Origin of the sequence: Halomonas halophila (assembly GCF_030406665.1) — a bacterium.
In the GTDB taxonomy this organism is placed as follows: Bacteria; Pseudomonadota; Gammaproteobacteria; order Pseudomonadales; family Halomonadaceae; genus Halomonas; species Halomonas halophila.
On sequence record NZ_CP129121.1, the window covers coordinates 693,135 to 709,969 of the forward strand.

Sequence of the window (16,835 nt, forward strand, 5' to 3'; positions counted from 1 at the left end):
GGAAGGCTCCCGTTCAGTCGATGGAGGGCAGGTCGGTCCAGCGGCTGCCGCCGGCCTGGCTCTGGGTGACCGCCTCGATGAAGGCCATGCCGCGCAGCCCCGAGGCCATGCCGGGCACGCCGGCGATGTCGCCGCGGTCGCCGCGCCGGATCGCCGTGGCGGCGTTGCCGTAGAGGTTGGCCAGCGCCTCGAGATAGCCCTCGGGGTGGCCGCCGGGCAGGCGCAGCCGCGACAGGGCCGCGTCGACCAGCTCGGGCTGGTCGATGCCGGCGCGCAGCACGCGCATCGGCGCGCCCCGCGAGCGGTGGACCAGGCTGTTGGGCTCCATCTGGCGCCATTCCAGGGCGCCGTCCTCGCCGTAGAGGCGCAGCTTCAGCGCATTCTCCTCGCCGGTGCTGACCTGGCTGGCCATCAGGGTGCCGCTGGCGCCTTCGGCGGTGCGCAGCAGCACGTCGCCGTCGTCGTCCAGCCGGCGGCCGTCGACGTGGCTGCCGAGCGAGGCGCACAGCGATGCGACGCGCTGGCCGGAGACGAACTCGGCCAGTCCGAAGGCATGGGTGCCGATGTCGGCCATGCAGCCGCTGGGGCCGGCCAGGGCCGGGTCGGTGCGCCAGCCGGCCTGCTTGTTGCCCTGGGCCTCGAGGGTCTCGCCCAGCCAGCCCTGGGGATACTCGACGTGGATCTTGCGCAGCCGGCCGAGCGCGCCGGCGTCGACCATGGCGCGGGCCTGCCACACCATCGGGTAGCCCAGATAGGTGTGGGCCAGGCCGTACAGGCCGCCATGCTCGCGCCAGGTGGCCTCGAGGCCGCGGGCCTCGTCCAGCGACAGGGCGGCGGGCTTCTCGCAGAAGACGTGGAAGCCGGCGGCGAGGGCGGCCTCTGAGATCGGCACGTGCAGGTGATTGGGGGTAACGATCACCAGCAGCTGCATGCGCTGGTCGGCGGGCAGGGCGCGCTCGCCGTCCAGCAGGCTCTGCCAGTCTGCGTACAGGCGCGATGACGCCACGCCGCAGGCGGCGCCGGTGCGAGTGTTGTTGTCGGCATTGCGGCTGAAGGCGCCGCAGACCAGCTCGAAGTGGCCGTCGAGGTTGGCGGCCAGGCGATGGACCTGGCCGATGAAGGCGCCTTCTCCGCCGCCGACCATGCCCAGGCGGACTCTCGGGGTGGGGGACATCGATCGCTCCCGGATCGTGGGTGAACAGTGGTGATGTAACCGGTTACATGCTGTGTTTCGCAAAGTAGGGGACGCGGCGTGGATCGAGCAATGCGACCAAAGGCTATGCGGCCAATGTCTAGTCTTCGCGGGAAGAAGCGGGCATACGCCGCTGTGCCGGGGCTCGCAGGGTGATCGATGCTGTCGCGAGGGTAGTGATGGATGGGTTGCTCCATTGCGGCACGAAGGGTGATGACCTAAATAGTGTAACCGGTTACATAGCTGCTGGATGCGGTCATGGCTCGCCATCGAGCCCTCAACGACACGGAGACACGCCTCATGCACAACAACACGACACGCCCGCTCGCTGCCTTCCGCCCCCGCACGCTGCTGGCCTGCCTGTGGGCCGCCCTGGCACTGCCGGGGCTGGCCCACGCCCAGTCTCAGGACCCGGCCGCCTCGCCGGTGGCCGCCCAGATGTACACCCTGCGCGACGTCGGCTCGCTGGAGCAGCAGTTCGCTGCCGTCGAGCGCGCCGGCATCGCCTCGGTGGAACTGGTCGGCGACCAGGGCGTCGTGGCCGAGGAGATGAACGCGCTGCTGGCCGAGCACGAGCTGTCGGTCAGCTCCAGCCACGTGCCCCTCGACGACCTGCGCCACGATCTCGACGACGTGGTCGCCTTCCATCGCGCGATCGGCAACGACACCCTGGTGATTCCCTACCTGGCCGAGGACGAGCGCCCCGACAGCGCCGAGGGCTGGCGGGCGCTCGGCGAGGAGATCGGCGGCCTGGCCAGCCGACTCGCCGAGGACGACATGCGCCTGGCCTACCACAACCACGACTTCGAGATGCGGACCTTCGACGGCCGCACGGCGCTGGAGATCCTGCTGGAGGCCGCCGGCCCCGAGGTGATGGGCGAGGTCGACCTGGCCTGGGTGGCCCGCGGCGGCCAGGACCCGGCCGAGTACCTCGAGCACTTCGACGGCCGGCTGTTCGCGATCCACGCCAAGGACAACGCCCCGGCCGGCACTGCCGAGGACCAGCGCGGCTTCGCCATCATCGGCCAGGGCGTTCTCGACTGGGACGAGCTCCTGCCCGCCGCCCGCGAGGCCGGCGCCGAGGTCTACGTCATCGAGCACGACCAGCCGAAGGATGCCCAGGCGGTGCTGACCGAGGGCAACCGCTTCCTCGAGGCGGCGCTGTCGGCGCAGGCCGATTGATAACCGCCGGCGGAACCGCTCGAGGCTGTTCCGTCGACAGGTCTACGAGGGGGCGCTGTGAACCCTTCCCTGGGCGCTACCGATTCCATCCCTGGAATAGGACCCCCTCTGCGACCTGTCCCCGGCGCCTCTCGCCTGGATGACGCCAGGCCGGAGCGAAACGGCATAACGACAAGGACAGGGAGACCGATCGTGGCAGATCATCATTACGACGCCATCGTGGTGGGTTCGGGCATCAGCGGCGGCTGGGCCGCCAAGGAGCTCACCGAGAAGGGACTCAAGGTGCTGCTGCTGGAGCGCGGCCGCAACATCGAGCACATCAAGGACTACCACAACGCCCACAAGGAGGCCTGGGACTACCCGCACCGCGGCGAGCCGACCCAGCAGATGAAGGCCGACTATCCGGTGCTCAGCCGCGATTATCCGCTCAACGAGCAGACCCTGGGCATGTGGGCCGACGAGCGGGCCAACCCCTACGTCGAGCAGCAGCGCTTCGACTGGTTCCGCGGCTATCACGTCGGCGGTCGCTCGCTGCTGTGGGGGCGCCAGAGCTACCGCTGGGCGCCGACGGACTTCGAGGCCAACCAGCGCGAGGGCGTGGCCGTCGACTGGCCGATCCGCTACGAGGATCTGGCGCCCTGGTACGACTACGTCGAGCGCTTCGCCGGCATCGCCGGGACCCGCGAGGGGCTGGATATCCTGCCCGACGGCGAGTTCCTGCCGCCGATCCCGCTGAACCGCGTGGAGAAGGACGTGGCTGCGCGCCTCCAGCAATCCTTCGGCGGCCGTCGCCATCTCATCCACAGCCGGACGGCCAACATCACCCAGCCCAAGCCGGAGCAGAATCGGGTCAACTGCCAGTTCCGCAACAAGTGCTGGCTGGGCTGCCCCTACGGCGGCTACTTCAGCACCCAGTCGGCGACCCTGCCGGTGGCCATGGCCACCGGCAACCTGACCCTGCGGCCCTTCTCGATCGTCACCCAGGTGCTCTACGACAGGGACCGCGGCCGCGCCCGGGGCGTCGAGGTGCTGGACGCCGAGAACGGCCAGACCTTCGAGTACACCGCCGACGTGGTGTTCCTCAACGCTTCCACCTTCAACTCCACCTGGGTGCTGATGAACTCGGCCACCGACGTCTGGCCGGGCGGGCTCGGCAGCAGCAGCGGCGAGCTCGGCCACAACGTCATGGACCACCACTTCCGGGTCGGCGCCAGCGGCGAGATCGAGGGCTACGAGGACACCTATTACTTCGGGCGACGCCCCGCGGGCTTCTATATTCCGCGCTTCCGCAACGTCGGCGACGACCGCCGCGACTACCTGCGCGGCTTCGGCTACCAGGGCTCGGCCAGCCGCGAGCGCTGGGAGCGCGAGGTCGCCGAGGTCAGCCACGGCGCCGCGCTCAAGCAGGCGCTCAGCCAGCCGGGGGGCTGGAGCATCGGTATGACCGCCTTCGGCGAGATGCTGCCCCGCCACGCCAACCGCATCTCGCTGGACCCTGGCGTCACCGACGCCTGGGGCCTGCCGGTGCTGGCGATGGACGTCGGGCTCGGTGACAACGAGCGCGCCATGCGCCGCGACATGGTGCAGGACGCGGTGGACATGCTCGAGGCCGCCGGGGTGCGGAACGTGACGCCCGAGGAGGGCGACTACGCGCCGGGCATGGGCATCCACGAGATGGGCACCGCGCGCATGGGGCGCGATCCCGCCACCTCGGTGCTCAACGCCCACAACCAGGTATGGGACGCGCCCAATGTCTACGTCACCGACGGCGCCTGCATGACCTCGTCGTCCTGCGTCAATCCATCGCTGACCTACATGGCGCTGACCGCCCGGGCGGTCGACCACGCCGTGCGCGAGCTGAAGAGGGGGAACCTGGCATGAATCGCCGCGAACTGCTCAAGATGATCGCCGTCGCTACCGGCACCGCGCTGGTCGGCGGCCAGGCCCTCACCGCCTTCGCCGGCGGCAGGGGCGAGGAGGCACTGACGGACGCGGACGTGCGCCTGCTCGACGAGGTGGCCGAGACCCTGCTGCCGCGTACCGATACCCCGGGCGCAAGGGACGCCGAGGTCGGCGACTTCATGCGGGTGTTCGTGCGCGACTGCTACACCGCCGAGCAGCAGGCGCGGTTCCGCGACGGCATCGCCCGGATCGAGGCCCACAGCCGCGCGGCCCATGGCGCCGGCTTCCTGGCCCTGGACGCGCCGCGCCGCGGCGAGGTCGTCGCCGCCCTCGACCGCGAGGCTCGGGCGCGGGTCGCCGCCGAGGGCGAGCTCCACGGCTTCACCCTGATCAAGCAGCTGACCCTGTTCGGCTTCTTCACCTCGAAGGTCGGCGGCACCGAGGTACTGCGCTACGTGGCCATCCCCGGCCGCTACGACGGCGACCTGGCCTACGAGCCCGGCGAGCCGGCCTGGGCGACCACCTGAGCGCCTTCGCGCCATCCCGGCGCGGGCGTCACCGCCCGCGCGGCTCATGCAACGAGAGGAGACATCTTATGCACAAGGGAGTATCTGCGGGCGCGCTGATGACCGGGCTGGCCACGCTGGCCACCCTGGCGTCGACCGCTCCCCAGGCCGACGCGTCGAGTGACGCCGAGCGGGCGGCTAGGACGGAGGTCTGGGAGCCGGCGCCGCCGGTGGTGGCGGCACCGGCCGGCGGCGTGCCGTCGGACGCCGTGGTGCTGTTCGACGGCACGGATCTCTCCGCCTGGGAAGGCGAGGCGGGCGGGCCGGCCGAGTGGCGGGTGGAGGACGGCGCCATGACGGTGGTGCCCGGCGCCGGCGGTATCCGCACCCGGGAGGCGTTCTGCGATGTCCAGCTGCATCTTGAATGGCGCACCCCGGCCGACATCGACGGTTTCGACGGCCAGGATCGCGGCAACAGCGGCGTCTTCCTGCAGCAGCGCTACGAGATCCAGGTGCTGGATTCCCACGACAACCCCACCTACGCCAACGGTCAGGCGGCCTCGATCTACAAGCAGCACATGCCGCTGGTCAACGCCTCCCGGGGGCCGGGCGAGTGGCAGGCCTACGACATCCTCTACACCGCGCCGCGCTTCGACGAGGACGGCGAGCTGGACGCGCCGGCCCACGTCACGGTGCTGCACAACGGCGTGCTGGTGCAGCATCACGCCACGATCCAGGGCACCACCGAGTGGATCGGCGCGCCTTCCTACGACGAGGCCCACGGCTGCGCGCCGCTCGCCCTGCAGGATCACGACGCGGCGGTGAGCTTTCGCAACGTATGGATCAGAAGGCTCTAAGGATATCGCCGGCCGCATGCGATAAGCTGGGGCGTCCGCCGCGGCCGGTTCGTCGGGCGAGCCGGGGCGGCGGATCGTGTCGCATCGAGAAGAGGACGCATGTCCAATATACGCAAGGTCGCCGAACTGGCGGGCGTCTCCGTGGCCACGGTGTCGCGGACCCTCAAGTCGCCGGATATCGTGTCGCCGGCCACCCGCGACAAGGTGCGCCGAGCCATCGAGGCCTCGGGCTATCGCCCCAACCAGATGGCCGTGCAGTTCCGCTCCCGGCGCAGCCACAACCTGGCGGTGCTGGTGCCGACCATCGCCAACACCTTCTTCGCCCGGGTGATCGCCGGGGTCCAGCAGGCGGCCCGCGAGCAGGGCTACGGCGTGCTGCTGTGCAACACCCTGGGGCAGGAAGAGGACGAGATCCAGTACGCCGGCATGGTGGCCGCCCGCCAGGCCGACGGCGTCATCCAGCTGCGCGCCTTCAACCCCTTTCCGGACGATGCCGTCGAGCCGGGCCGGCCGCTGCCCATGGTCAACGCCTGCGAGGTGCTCGACGACGCCCCTTGCCCGACGCTCCGGATCGACAACCGGGCGGCGGCGCGTACCCTCACCGAGCATCTGATCGCGCTGGGCCACCGGCGCATTGCCATGATTCAGGGGCCGCGGCGCAGCCCGCTGACCCGCGATCGCGTGGCAGGCTATCGCGATGCGCTGGCGGCCGCGGGCATCGCGCCCGACGAGACCCTGCTGTGCCCCGGCGACTTCACCCCGGCTTCCGGACATGCGGCGGCGGGCAGCCTGCTGGCCGTCGAGTCGCCGCCGACCGCGATCTTCTGCGAGAGCGACGAGATGGCCATCGGCGCCATCAGTCGCCTCCGGCAGGCGGGGCTGTCGGTGCCCGCCGACGTCTCGGTGGCCGGCTTCGACGATATCGCCTTCGCCTCCTACAGCGATCCGGCGCTGACCACCATCGCCCAGCCCGCCGAGGCCTTCGGGCGTCGCGCCGTGGAGATGCTGATCGCTATCCTGGAGGGGCGCGGCGAGGTCGCGCCCAGGGTCGTGCTGCCCCACGAGCTGGTGATTCGCGACAGCACCGCGCCGCCCCGCGACGACATCCGGGACCGCGGATAGCGCCATCGGCTACCCTGTTCGGCAACCGCGCCGCATCTCCCTGAGAGGAACGTCATGAATCCGACCCGTCGCCGCCTGCTCCAGGCGCTTTCCTTGTTTCCCGCGCTGCCACTGGTTGCCTCGTGGCCCGGCCTCGCCATGGCCCAGGAGGCACGCCTGCCGCGGGTGCCGCTGACGGTGCACGGCGAGGCGGGCCCCCGGCGGCTGACCGTCGAGGTGGCGCGCCGCCTGGCCGAGCGCGCCCAGGGGCTGATGGGGCGCGAGCGTCTGCCGCAGGATGCCGGCATGCTGTTCCTCTACGACCGTACCCAGCCGTCGCGCAACGGCTTCTGGATGTACCGCACCCTGATCCCGCTGGACATCGCCTTCATCGACGAGGCCGGGCGCATCGTCGATATCCGTCGCATGGCGCCCTGCACCTCGGCGTCGGCCCGGGACTGCCCGGTGACGCGCCCGGATGCGCCCTATCAAGCGGCGCTGGAGGTCAATGCCGGCGTCTTCGAGGCGCACGGTATCGCGGTGGGCGACTGCGTCAGCTGGCCCGGTGATGGCGGTGAATGTGTCATCGACGAGTCCCGGCCTCGTGCTCAGGCTGCGCCGGGCAGCTGAATCGCCGGCGTCATTCTGCTGCCCGGCGTGAGAGGCGGCCACGGAAGCGCACCACGATCAGGGCGATGCCGGCCACCACCAGGCCGCCGCCGATCAGCTTGTTGGGGCCGAGCGGGTCGCCCAGCAGCAGCATGCCCAGCGCCACCGCCAGCACCGGCATCAGCAGCATCAGCGGCACCACGCGGTTGACCGGGTGGCGCCGCAGCAGGCCGTACCAGATGCCGTAGGCGACGATCGACGACATCACCGCCGTGTAGAGCACCGCGCCCCAGCCGCGCCAGCCGGCCTCGGTCAGGGCGGCCCAGTGCGCCTGCTCGAACCACCAGGATCCCAGCGCCACCTGCGGGGTGGCGAACAGCGCGATCCAGCCGGCCAGCGCCATGGGGGGCACCGGCGGGCCCTGCTTGATCAATAGCTGCGACACCGCCCAGGCCAGGGCGCTGGCCAGCAGCAGGGCGGTGGGCAGCGGGGCGGGCAGCGTCGGGCCGCCGGCCAGCACCACCACGCCGGCGAACGACAGCAGCAGGCCCGCCAGCCGCCGCGGGCCCAGCTTCTCCTTGAGAAATATCACTGCCAGCAGGGTGGCGAAGGGCGTGCCCATCTGCACCAGCAGGGCGCCGGTACCGGCCTCGGCCTGGCCGAGGCCGATGAACAGCAGGGCGAAGTGCAGGGTGCCGAAGGTCACCGACAGCAGCGCCAGGAACGGCAAGCGCGCCCGTGACACCGGATGGAAGGGCACCAGCAGGGCGGCCACCAGGGCGAAGCGCAGGGTGGTCAGCAGCAGTGGCGGAAGCTCGGTCACGCCGAGCTTGATGACGATGATGTTGAGCGCCCAGATGACGATGACGCCCAGTCCCAGGGCCAGGTCCTTGAGGGGCACGGCTCTTCCTTGATCGGTCGTGGAATGAAGCCACAGCCTAGCAGGAATCGCCGTGCCGGTGCCGCGCGTCACGACATCAGAAGGTCCAGCGGATCATGGCCTGGGGCAGCGACTCGTCGGTGTGCTCGAGGCCGAACTTGTTCTCCCAGTACTGATATTCCAGCCCCACGCCGAGGTGCTCGGTGGCGTGCCAGACCAGCTGTGGCTGGGTCAGCACCTGGGTGGCGAGATCGCCTTCCTCGGTGATGACGTCGATGAAGCCCTCGAAGCTGAAGTCGGCGCCGCCCAGTCGGAACGGCGCGTTCCAGGCCGCCGTGTACTGCATCGCGCTGCCCTCGGCGGTCTCGTCGTCGCGATACAAGGCGTACACCTTGAAAAAATCGAAGCCCGGCATCGCCACGTCGGCGGAAAGCCCTGCCATGTGGGTGGTCTTGCGCACGGACGCGTTGCGGTCGATGTCCAGCTGGCCGGTCAGATAGAGGCCGGTCAGCGGGCCGACGGACAGATCGAGGCCGGTGGCCTTGCCGATATTGCCGCGCAGGTTCCACTCCGCGTGGGTGCTGCCATGGTCCTGCTCGCTCGCGCTGCCCTGGTCGAGGTTGGTGAAATCGGCGAAGAAGAAGCTGTCGCCGTAGGTCCAGCCGGTGGCGTTGGCCACGGTGAAGATGGCGTGCTCGGCGTTGTCGATGCCGAAGCCGGCGTCGGCGGTGTCCTCGTAGTCCCAGCCGTAGAGCGCCTCGACCTTGGTGGTGCTGTAGACGGCGGCGCTGGCGCCCTGGGCCGCGAACAGCGCGGCGGCAAGGGCGAGCGGGGCGGTGGTCTTGATGGGCATCCGGGATCTCCGTTGTTGGTGTTGGTCGTGGAGTGGGCGATGCATGCTGGGCGCGTCGTGGTGCCGGGGACTGTCTGGCAGGGCCTGCTCGGTGTGGCTCGTCTCGGCGAGAGACGGGCGCTCCGCCCGGCATGACGTGCTCATTTTGTATTCAATGATGTTCATCATTGGTGGTTGTTATTGTGAACAGCCAATAGGCGTTTATAGGCATTATTGTCGACTTTATCAATATGTTTGTGTATACAATTTGGTGGTGACAATAGTGAGTCGACCAACGTCGACTCTTGTCGTGGCGGGGGACAGCAGGCATATTTTCTTTTTGTGAAGTATCCATAACGCCGATAACCGCTCCCCGCGGACACAAGGACACGCTATGCCCACCTCCCGCTCTCTCGGGCGTCTCGCCGCCACCCTGGCCGGCGCCGCCCTGCTGACCTCGACGCTGACCGCCCAGGCCCGCGAGCTTTCCGTCTCCACCGTGCTGTCCGACGCCTTCCCCTGGGGGCAGGCCGCCGAGAAGTGGGCGGAACTGGTGGAGGAACGCTCCGACGGCGAGCTGACCCTGCGCGTCTATCCCAACGCCCAGCTGGTCAGTGGCGACCAGACCCGCGAGTTCTCTGCCATGCGTTCCGGACTGATCGATCTGGCCGTGGGCTCGACCATCAACTGGTCGCCCCAGGTGCCGGCGCTCAATCTCTTTTCGCTGCCGTTCTTCCTCCCCGACGAGGACGCCGTGGACGCGGTGACCGGCGGCGAAGCCGGCGACATGATCTTCTCCGCCATCGAGGACAAGGGCGTGGTGCCGCTGGGCTGGGGCGAGAACGGCTTCCGCCAGCTCTCCAATTCCCGCACCGACATCGATGCGCCGAGCGATCTCGAGGGCCTGAAGATCCGGGTGGTGGGCTCGCCGCTGTTCCAGGACACCTTCACCGCACTGGGTGCCAACCCGACCCAGATGAGCTGGGCGGATGCCAAGCCGGCGTTGACCACCGGCGCCGTGGACGGTCAGGAGAACCCGCTGTCGGTGTTCGACGTGGCGCGCATCGATCAGGTCGGCCAGGCCCACCTGACGCTGTGGAACTACATGAACGACCCGCTGGTGTTCGCCGCCAACCGCCAGGTGTGGGGCTCGCTGTCCGAGGAGCAGCAGCAGATGCTGCGCGAGACCGCCGTTGAGGCCGGCGCCTGGGAGATCGCCAAGACCCGCGAGGAGCAGGCCGGGCGCCTGGCGGCGATCCGCGAGCGCGGCGTGACCGTCACCGAGCTCGACGAGAGTCAGTACCAGGCCTTCGTCGAGGCGACCGAGAGCGTTCACGACACCTGGGTGCCGCGCATCGGCGAGGAGATCGTCGAGGCCGCCCGCCGCGACATCGACGCGCCCTGACGCTCGCCTCACCCTCATGAGACGTCGCCCGGCCTCGGCCGGGCGACGTCGTCGTTCCTCACCCGTCAAGATCCCCCGTCATGAAACGTCCCGACGCAAGACTCGAGCGCGTGCTCGCGACCCTGGCCATCCTGATCATCGGCCTGATCAGCCTGGCCAACGTGGTGGTGCGCTACGTCACCGACGCCTCCTTCGCCTTCACCGAGGAATTCTCGGTGTTCCTGCTGGTGCTGCTGACCTTCGCCGGCGCCTCGGTGGCGCTGCGCCGCCATCGCCATATCCGCATCGCCCTGCTGGAGCGGGCCCTGCCGCCGGGGCCGCGGCGCGCGCTGATCCTGTTCCAGGGCCTGTGCGGGCTGGTCGTGCTGGGGCTGGTGGCCTGGTACGGCGGCAAGCTGGCGTGGCAGGAATACCAGTGGGAGACCCTGTCGCCGGGCCTGGGACTGCCCCAGTGGTGGTACCTGGTATGGCTGCCGCTGCTCGCCGGGCTGATGCTGTGGCGCCAGTGCCAGCAGACCCTCGACCGCCTGCGCGGAGGGCTCGACGATGAGTCCTGACCTGTGGATGCTGCTGGCCTTCGCCGGCCTGCTGATCGCCGGGGTACCGGTGGCCTTCTCGCTGGGGCTGTCCGGGGCGGTGGGCATCGTCGCCGGGCTGTCGCCGGCGATGCTGGCGACGCTGGGCACCAACACCTACAACAGCGTCGCCAAGTACCCGCTGATCGCCATTCCGCTGTTCATCCTCACCGGGCTGATCTTCGAGCGTGCCGGGGTGGCGGCGCGACTGGTGCGCTTCGCCCAGGCGCTGATCGGCCCGCGCCACGGGGGCCTGGCGCTGGTGGCGGTGCTGGTGTGCATGATCATGGGCGGCATGAGCGGCTCCGGCCCGGCCGATGCCGCGGCCGTGGCCATGGTGATGCTGCCCAGCATGACCAAGGCCGGTTATCCCAGGCCCTTCTCGGCGACGCTGATCGCGGCGTCGGCCTCCACGGCGATCCTGATTCCGCCCTCGGTGGCGCTGATCCTGTATTCCATCGTGGTGCCGGGAGTGGACCTGCGGGCGCTGTTCGCCGCGGGCCTGTTTCCGGGCATGCTGGCCGGGGCGGCGCTGCTGGTGCCGGCCTGGTGGCTGTCGAAGCGTAACGGCTGGGAGGCCCCCGGCGAGACGGAGCGTCCGCCGATCGGCGAGAGCTTCCGCCAGGCGATCCCGGCGCTGTTCGCCCCGGTGCTGATCCTCGGCGGGCTGCGCTCGGGACTGTTCACGCCCACCGAGGCGGCGGTGGTGGCGGTGGCCTATGGCGTGGTGGTGGGCCTGTGGCTGACCCGCGAGCTCGGCTGGCGCGACCTCTGGGCGCTGCTCGGCGAGGCCGCGGTGATCTCCGGGGTGGTGATGCTGATCATCGCCCTGGCCGGCATCTTCGCCTGGGCCGGCACCATGCTGGGCACCTTCCGCCACCTGGCGGAGTGGGTGATCGGGCTGTCGGACAACGGCACGCTGCTGCTGGTGCTGATCATGCTGGCGGTGCTGCTGGCCGGGATGCTGCTGGATGCCATCTCGATCTACCTGATCATGATGCCGATCCTGGTGCCGGTGATGCAGCACTTCGGCTGGAACCCGGTGTGGTTCGGCATCCTGCTGGCGATGAACATCGCCATCGGCCAGTTCACGCCGCCGGTGGCGGTCAACCTGATGGTCACCACCGAGGTGGCGCGGGTGCGCCTGGAGCAGACCGTGGGCTGGGCGCTGGTGTTCGTGGCGGCCATGGCCAGCGCGCTGGCGCTGGTGGTGATCTTCCCGCAGCTCGCCCTGTGGTTGCCGGAGCTGTTGGGCTACAACGTCTGAGTCAGCCTGCGCTCAGGGCCTCGAGGGTGTGCCGATGCAGCTCGGCGCCGGCGGCGTCGAACAGCACGAAGCGTACCTGCCTGACCGCCGGACAGTGGGGCAGGGTGGTGAGCACGGTGGACAGGGCGATGCGCGCCGCCTCGGCCGCCGGATAGCCGAAGGCGCCGGTGGACAGCGCCGGAAAGGCGAGGCTCTCGATGTCATGCCGCTGCGCCAGTTCCAGGGCGTGGCGGTAGCAGTCGGCCAGCAGCGCGTCGGAGGGCTCATCGACGCCGTAGACCGGCCCCAGGCAGTGAATGACATGGCGGTTGGGCAGGCCGAAGGCGTCGGTGATCACGGCCTCGCCGGGATGGATCGGCGCCAGGGGCGCGCAGGCCTCGGCGAGCTCGGGGCCGGCGGCGCGGTGCAGGGCGCCGGCCACCCCACCGCCGCTCATCAGCCGGGCGTTGGCGGCGTTGACCACCGCCTCGATGTCGTCCTGCCGGGCGATGTCGCCCTGACGGCATTCGATGCGCGATGCGTGGGCGTGCATGTCGGGATCCTCCTGGGCTGGGTGCCCTTCCCAGTCTGGCGGCCGTCCCGGGCGGCTGACAAGGCGCCGCTTGCCGCCGCGGTGCGGGCGTTGGCCAAGGCAATGGGCCACGAACGTTGACGGCAACTACACTGGGGTGGAAGCAATAAACTCCATCGGACAGACGTTTTTTCGCTAAAGTAGGTATTGTCGAATAGATCGAACTGGCTCAGGATGCGCCGTCGATCGAATGGCTTTGCCAAACGTTTTGCCAACAACGTCAACGAGGTGCGTCAATGAAACGCCATGCTTTCTCCACCGCCGCCTTCTCCGGTGCGCTGCTGGGTGCTGCCATGTTCGCGTCGCCGGCCATGGCGCAGGACGAAGAGCAGTTCATCACCATCGGCACCGGTGGCCAGACCGGCGTGTACTACGTGGTCGGCCAGTCCGTCTGCCGCCTGGTCAATCGTCTCGACGACGCCAACATCAAGTGCAACGCGCCCTCCACCGGCGGTTCCGTGGCCAACATCAACGGCATCAAGTCCGGTGAGCTGGACATGGGCGTGGTGCAGTCCGACGTCCAGTTCCAGGCCTACAACGGCACCGGCAACTTCGAGGACGAGGCCTACGACAAGCTGCGGGCCGTCTTCCGCGTGCACGGCGAGCCGCTGACCATCCTGGCCCGCGCCGACGCCGACATCGAGACCCTCGACGATCTGGAAGGCAAGCGCGTCAACATCGGCAACCCGGGCTCCGGCCAGCGCAACACCATGGAAGTGGTGATGGACGCCAAGGGCTGGACCCAGGATTCCTTCTCGCTGGCCTCCCAGCTGGATGCCGCCGAGATGGCCTCCGCCCTGGCCGACAACAACATCGACGCCATGGCCTACGTGGTCGGCCACCCCAACGGCGCGATCCAGGAAGCCACCACCACCGTCGATTCGCGCCTGGTGCCGCTCAACGACGAGGACGTCCAGGGCATCGTCGACGAGTATCCCTACTACTCCATGTCGGTGATCCCGGGCGGGCTCTACAAGGGTAACCCGGACGACGTCGAGACCTTCGGCGTGGCGGCCACCTTCGTGACCGATTCCGATACCAGCGACGAGGTGGTCTACCAGACCGTCAAGGCGATCTTCGACAACTTCGATCGCTTCAAGCAGCTGCACCCGGCCTTCGCCAACCTGGACCCGCAGGAAATGGTCACCCAGGGGCTCTCGGCACCGCTCCACGAAGGGGCCGCGCGCTACTACCGCGAACAGGGCTGGATCGAGTGATCGTCAGCCGCTGAACCTGCGTCATTCGCCAAAGCATGCGCGGCCCTCGCCGAGGGCCGCGCATTGCGTTTGTGATTCCGAAAAAAGAGTAAAGAGAGCGTCGAGCACGCCATGTGTCATCTTAACCAACCAGGGCACGCTTATGACTGACGACAAGACAAGGGCGCCGGGCGCCGAGGTCGATCTGGAGGACATGGTCGCCTCCAGCGACTCGGGGGCGCGCAAGCCGGCGGGAACGCCGGGCAAGCTGCTGGTGAGCATCGCCGCGGTCTGGTCGCTGTTCCAGCTGTGGATCGCCTCGCCGATCCCCTTCGTGCTGGGATTCGGTGTCTTCAACGCCACCGAGGCGCGCTCCATCCACCTGGCCTTCGCGCTGTTCCTGGCCTACATGGCCTATCCGGCCCTCAAGCGCTCGCCGCGGGATCGCATCCCGCTGCTGGACTGGGGCCTGGCCTTCGCCGCGGCGTTCTGCGGCGCCTACATGTTCATGTTCTACGAACAGCTGGCCCAGCGCCCCGGCGCGCCGATCACCCAGGACGTGATCGTCGGCGTGATCGGCATCGTGCTGCTGCTCGAGGCGACGCGCCGTGCCCTGGGGCCGCCGCTGATGATCGTGGCCCTGGTGTTCCTCGTCTACAGCTTGGCCGGGCCCTGGATGCCGGGTATCCTCGCCCACGGCGGGGTCAGCCTCAACGGGCTGGTCAACCACCAGTGGCTGACCACCCAGGGGGTGTTCGGCATCGCCCTGGGCGTGTCGACCAGCTTCGTGTTCCTGTTCGTGCTGTTCGGTGCCCTGCTCGACAAGGCCGGGGCCGGCAACTACTTCATCAAGGTCGCCTTCTCGCTGCTCGGCCACTATCGCGGCGGTCCGGCCAAGGCCGCCGTGGTGGCCTCCGGCATGACCGGCCTGATCTCCGGCTCCTCGATCGCCAACGTGGTGACCACCGGTACCTTCACCGTGCCGATGATGAAGCGCGTCGGCTTCCCGGCCGAGAAGGCCGGCGCCGTGGAGGTGGCCTCCTCGGTCAACGGCCAGATCATGCCGCCGGTGATGGGCGCCGCGGCCTTCCTGATGGTCGAGTATGTCGGCATCTCCTACGTGGAGGTGATCAAGCATGCCTTCCTGCCGGCGCTGATTTCCTATATCGCGCTGGTCTATATCGTCCACCTGGAGGCCCTCAAGGCCAACATGCAGGGCCTCGAGAGCAGCAATCCGCCGAAGCCGCTGGTGCGCAAGGCGGTGGGTTTCCTGGCCGGGCTGCTGCTGATGATGATCACCGCCCTGGTGGTCTACTACGGCCTCGGCTGGCTCAAGCCGGTGCTCGGCGATGCCACGCCCTGGGTGGTCGCCGTGGTGCTGGCCGCGGTCTACGTGAGCCTGCTCAAGCTGGCCTCGGGCTATCCGGAGCTGGAGCTCGATGACCCCGACGAGCCGGTCTACAAGCTGCCCCAGACCCGCCCCACGGTGATGGTCGGCCTGCAGTACATCCTGCCGGTGATCGTGCTGATCTGGTGCCTGATGGTGGAACGCCTGTCGCCTGGGCTGTCGGCCTTCTGGGCCACGGTGTTCATGGTCTTCATCATGATCACCCAGCGCCCGATCACGGCCATGTTCCGTCACCGCAGCAACCTGGCGGCGGACGTGCGCGAAGGCTTCCACGACCTCTGGGACGGCCTGGTCACCGGTGCCCGCAACATGATCGGCATCGGCATCGCCACCGCCACGGCGGGCATCATCGTCGGCGCCGTGTCCCAGACCGGCGTGGGCCTGGTACTGGCCGATGTGGTGGAGATCCTCTCCATGGGCAACCTGCTGCTGATCCTGCTGCTCACCGCGGTGCTCAGCCTGATCCTCGGCATGGGCCTGCCCACCACGGCCAACTACATCGTGGTGTCGGCGCTGCTGGCGCCGGTGATCGTCCAGCTCGGCGAGCAGAACGGCCTGCTGGTGCCGCTGATCGCGGTGCACCTGTTCGTGTTCTACTTCGGCATCATGGCCGACGTGACGCCGCCGGTGGGGCTGGCCTCGTTCGCCGCGGCGGCGGTCTCCGGGGGCGACCCGATCCGTACCGGCTTCCAGGCGTTCTACTACAGCCTGCGGACTGCGGCGCTGCCGTTCCTGTTCATCTTCAACACCGACCTGCTGCTGATCGATGTCTCGCTGTTGCAGGGCATCCTGATCTTCGTGGTGGCGACGGTGGCGATGCTGATCTTCGCGGCGGCGACCCAGGGCTTCATGATCGCCCGCAATCGCTGGTACGAGTCGCTGCTGCTGCTGCTGGTGGCCTTCACGCTGTTCCGCCCGGGCTTCTGGATGGACATGATCCATGATCCCTACCAGGACGTGCCGCCGGCGCAGTTCGTCGAGGCGCTGGGCAACGCCGACCCCGACTCCTCGCTGCGCCTGCAGATCAGCGGCCTGGACGCCTACGGCGATCCGATGACCACCTACATGACGCTGCCGGTGCCGGACGGCGAGACCGGCGAGGATCGCCTGTCGAACCTGGGGCTGATGCTCAATGTCGAGGACGATCGTGCCATGGTCGACATGGTCACCTACGGCAGCGAGGCGGCGAAGCTCGGCTTCGACTTCGACCAGGAAATCATCCAGGTGCAGGCGCCGGTGGATCGCTGGACCAAGGAGTGGATGTGGATTCCCGCCTTCCTGGTGCTGGCCCTGGTGGTGATGCTTCAGCGGCGGCGCCGCGATCGCGGTGGCAAGCCGATCTCGGCCTGATG

General features: G+C 68.9%; 15 protein-coding genes. 11 read left to right on the plus strand and 4 right to left on the minus strand.

Annotation, left to right across the window (positions count from 1 at the left end; all coding sequences use genetic code 11):
* Positions 1 to 13: 13 nt before the first annotated feature.
* Entirely contained in the window at positions 14 to 1,174 is a 1,161-nt protein-coding gene (locus QWG60_RS03190) for a Gfo/Idh/MocA family protein (protein WP_246124628.1), read from the minus strand.
* A 318-nt stretch (positions 1,175 to 1,492) separates the two neighbouring features.
* Here QWG60_RS03190 and QWG60_RS03195 point away from each other — a divergent pair, with 318 nt between their 5' ends.
* From QWG60_RS03195 to QWG60_RS03220, 6 genes are all read left to right on the plus strand, one after another.
* Positions 1,493 to 2,374 carry a sugar phosphate isomerase/epimerase family protein gene (locus QWG60_RS03195; protein ID WP_146907777.1) on the plus strand — a complete coding sequence of 294 codons (882 nt, stop codon included), beginning with the start codon at positions 1,493 to 1,495 and terminating at the stop codon, positions 2,372 to 2,374.
* A 192-nt stretch (positions 2,375 to 2,566) separates the two neighbouring features.
* Positions 2,567 to 4,255, plus strand: coding sequence for a GMC oxidoreductase (locus QWG60_RS03200; protein WP_146907779.1), 1,689 nt, complete (start codon positions 2,567 to 2,569; stop codon positions 4,253 to 4,255).
* Positions 4,252 to 4,803 carry a gluconate 2-dehydrogenase subunit 3 family protein gene (locus QWG60_RS03205; RefSeq protein ID WP_046079322.1) on the plus strand — a complete coding sequence of 184 codons (552 nt, stop codon included), beginning with the start codon at positions 4,252 to 4,254 and terminating at the stop codon, positions 4,801 to 4,803. The genes QWG60_RS03200 and QWG60_RS03205 overlap by 4 nt, the downstream gene beginning before the upstream one ends.
* A 68-nt stretch (positions 4,804 to 4,871) precedes the next feature.
* A complete protein-coding gene (locus QWG60_RS03210) occupies positions 4,872 to 5,639 on the plus strand; it encodes a 3-keto-disaccharide hydrolase (RefSeq protein ID WP_046079321.1) in 768 nt (255 codons plus the stop codon).
* A 99-nt stretch (positions 5,640 to 5,738) separates the two neighbouring features.
* The gene (locus QWG60_RS03215) at positions 5,739 to 6,761 is read left to right on the plus strand and encodes a LacI family DNA-binding transcriptional regulator (protein ID WP_046079320.1); all 1,023 of its coding nucleotides are present in this window, start codon (positions 5,739 to 5,741) and stop codon (positions 6,759 to 6,761) included.
* A 54-nt stretch (positions 6,762 to 6,815) separates the two neighbouring features.
* On the plus strand, positions 6,816 to 7,370 hold the full coding sequence (locus tag QWG60_RS03220; protein WP_046079319.1) for a DUF192 domain-containing protein: 555 nt from the start codon (positions 6,816 to 6,818) through the stop codon (positions 7,368 to 7,370).
* 10 nt (positions 7,371 to 7,380) lie between these two features.
* Here QWG60_RS03220 and QWG60_RS03225 read toward each other — a convergent pair whose 3' ends face one another.
* Together QWG60_RS03225 and QWG60_RS03230 are read right to left on the minus strand one after the other, a co-directional pair.
* Positions 7,381 to 8,250 carry a DMT family transporter gene (locus QWG60_RS03225; RefSeq protein ID WP_046079318.1) on the minus strand — a complete coding sequence of 290 codons (870 nt, stop codon included), beginning with the start codon at positions 8,248 to 8,250 and terminating at the stop codon, positions 7,381 to 7,383.
* Positions 8,251 to 8,326: 76 nt separating this feature from the next.
* A complete protein-coding gene (locus QWG60_RS03230) occupies positions 8,327 to 9,082 on the minus strand; it encodes an outer membrane protein OmpK (protein WP_107182191.1) in 756 nt (251 codons plus the stop codon).
* Positions 9,083 to 9,455: 373 nt separating this feature from the next.
* On the opposite strand from QWG60_RS03230, the gene QWG60_RS03235 reads away from it, so the two are divergent.
* The 3 genes from QWG60_RS03235 to QWG60_RS03245 all read left to right on the plus strand — a co-directional run bounded on the left by QWG60_RS03235 (position 9,456) and on the right by QWG60_RS03245 (position 12,308).
* Positions 9,456 to 10,466, plus strand: a complete 1,011-nt coding sequence (locus QWG60_RS03235; RefSeq protein ID WP_035594929.1) for a DctP family TRAP transporter solute-binding subunit — start codon at positions 9,456 to 9,458, stop codon at positions 10,464 to 10,466.
* Positions 10,467 to 10,546: 80 nt separating this feature from the next.
* Positions 10,547 to 11,023, plus strand: a complete 477-nt coding sequence (locus tag QWG60_RS03240) for a TRAP transporter small permease (RefSeq protein ID WP_035594926.1) — start codon at positions 10,547 to 10,549, stop codon at positions 11,021 to 11,023.
* The gene (locus QWG60_RS03245) at positions 11,013 to 12,308 is read left to right on the plus strand and encodes a TRAP transporter large permease (protein ID WP_035594922.1); all 1,296 of its coding nucleotides are present in this window, start codon (positions 11,013 to 11,015) and stop codon (positions 12,306 to 12,308) included. Before QWG60_RS03240 ends, QWG60_RS03245 begins: the two co-directional genes overlap by 11 nt.
* A 1-nt stretch (position 12,309) precedes the next feature.
* Here QWG60_RS03245 and QWG60_RS03250 read toward each other — a convergent pair whose 3' ends face one another.
* The gene (locus QWG60_RS03250) at positions 12,310 to 12,840 is read right to left on the minus strand and encodes a macro domain-containing protein (protein WP_035594919.1); all 531 of its coding nucleotides are present in this window, start codon (positions 12,838 to 12,840) and stop codon (positions 12,310 to 12,312) included.
* A 275-nt stretch (positions 12,841 to 13,115) separates the two neighbouring features.
* On the opposite strand from QWG60_RS03250, the gene QWG60_RS03255 reads away from it, so the two are divergent.
* On the plus strand, positions 13,116 to 14,096 hold the full coding sequence (locus tag QWG60_RS03255) for a TAXI family TRAP transporter solute-binding subunit (protein WP_046079316.1): 981 nt from the start codon (positions 13,116 to 13,118) through the stop codon (positions 14,094 to 14,096).
* A gap of 142 nt (positions 14,097 to 14,238) precedes the next feature.
* On the plus strand, positions 14,239 to 16,833 hold the full coding sequence (locus tag QWG60_RS03260) for a TRAP transporter permease (RefSeq protein WP_046079315.1): 2,595 nt from the start codon (positions 14,239 to 14,241) through the stop codon (positions 16,831 to 16,833).
* The last annotated feature ends 2 nt before the right edge of the window (positions 16,834 to 16,835 follow it).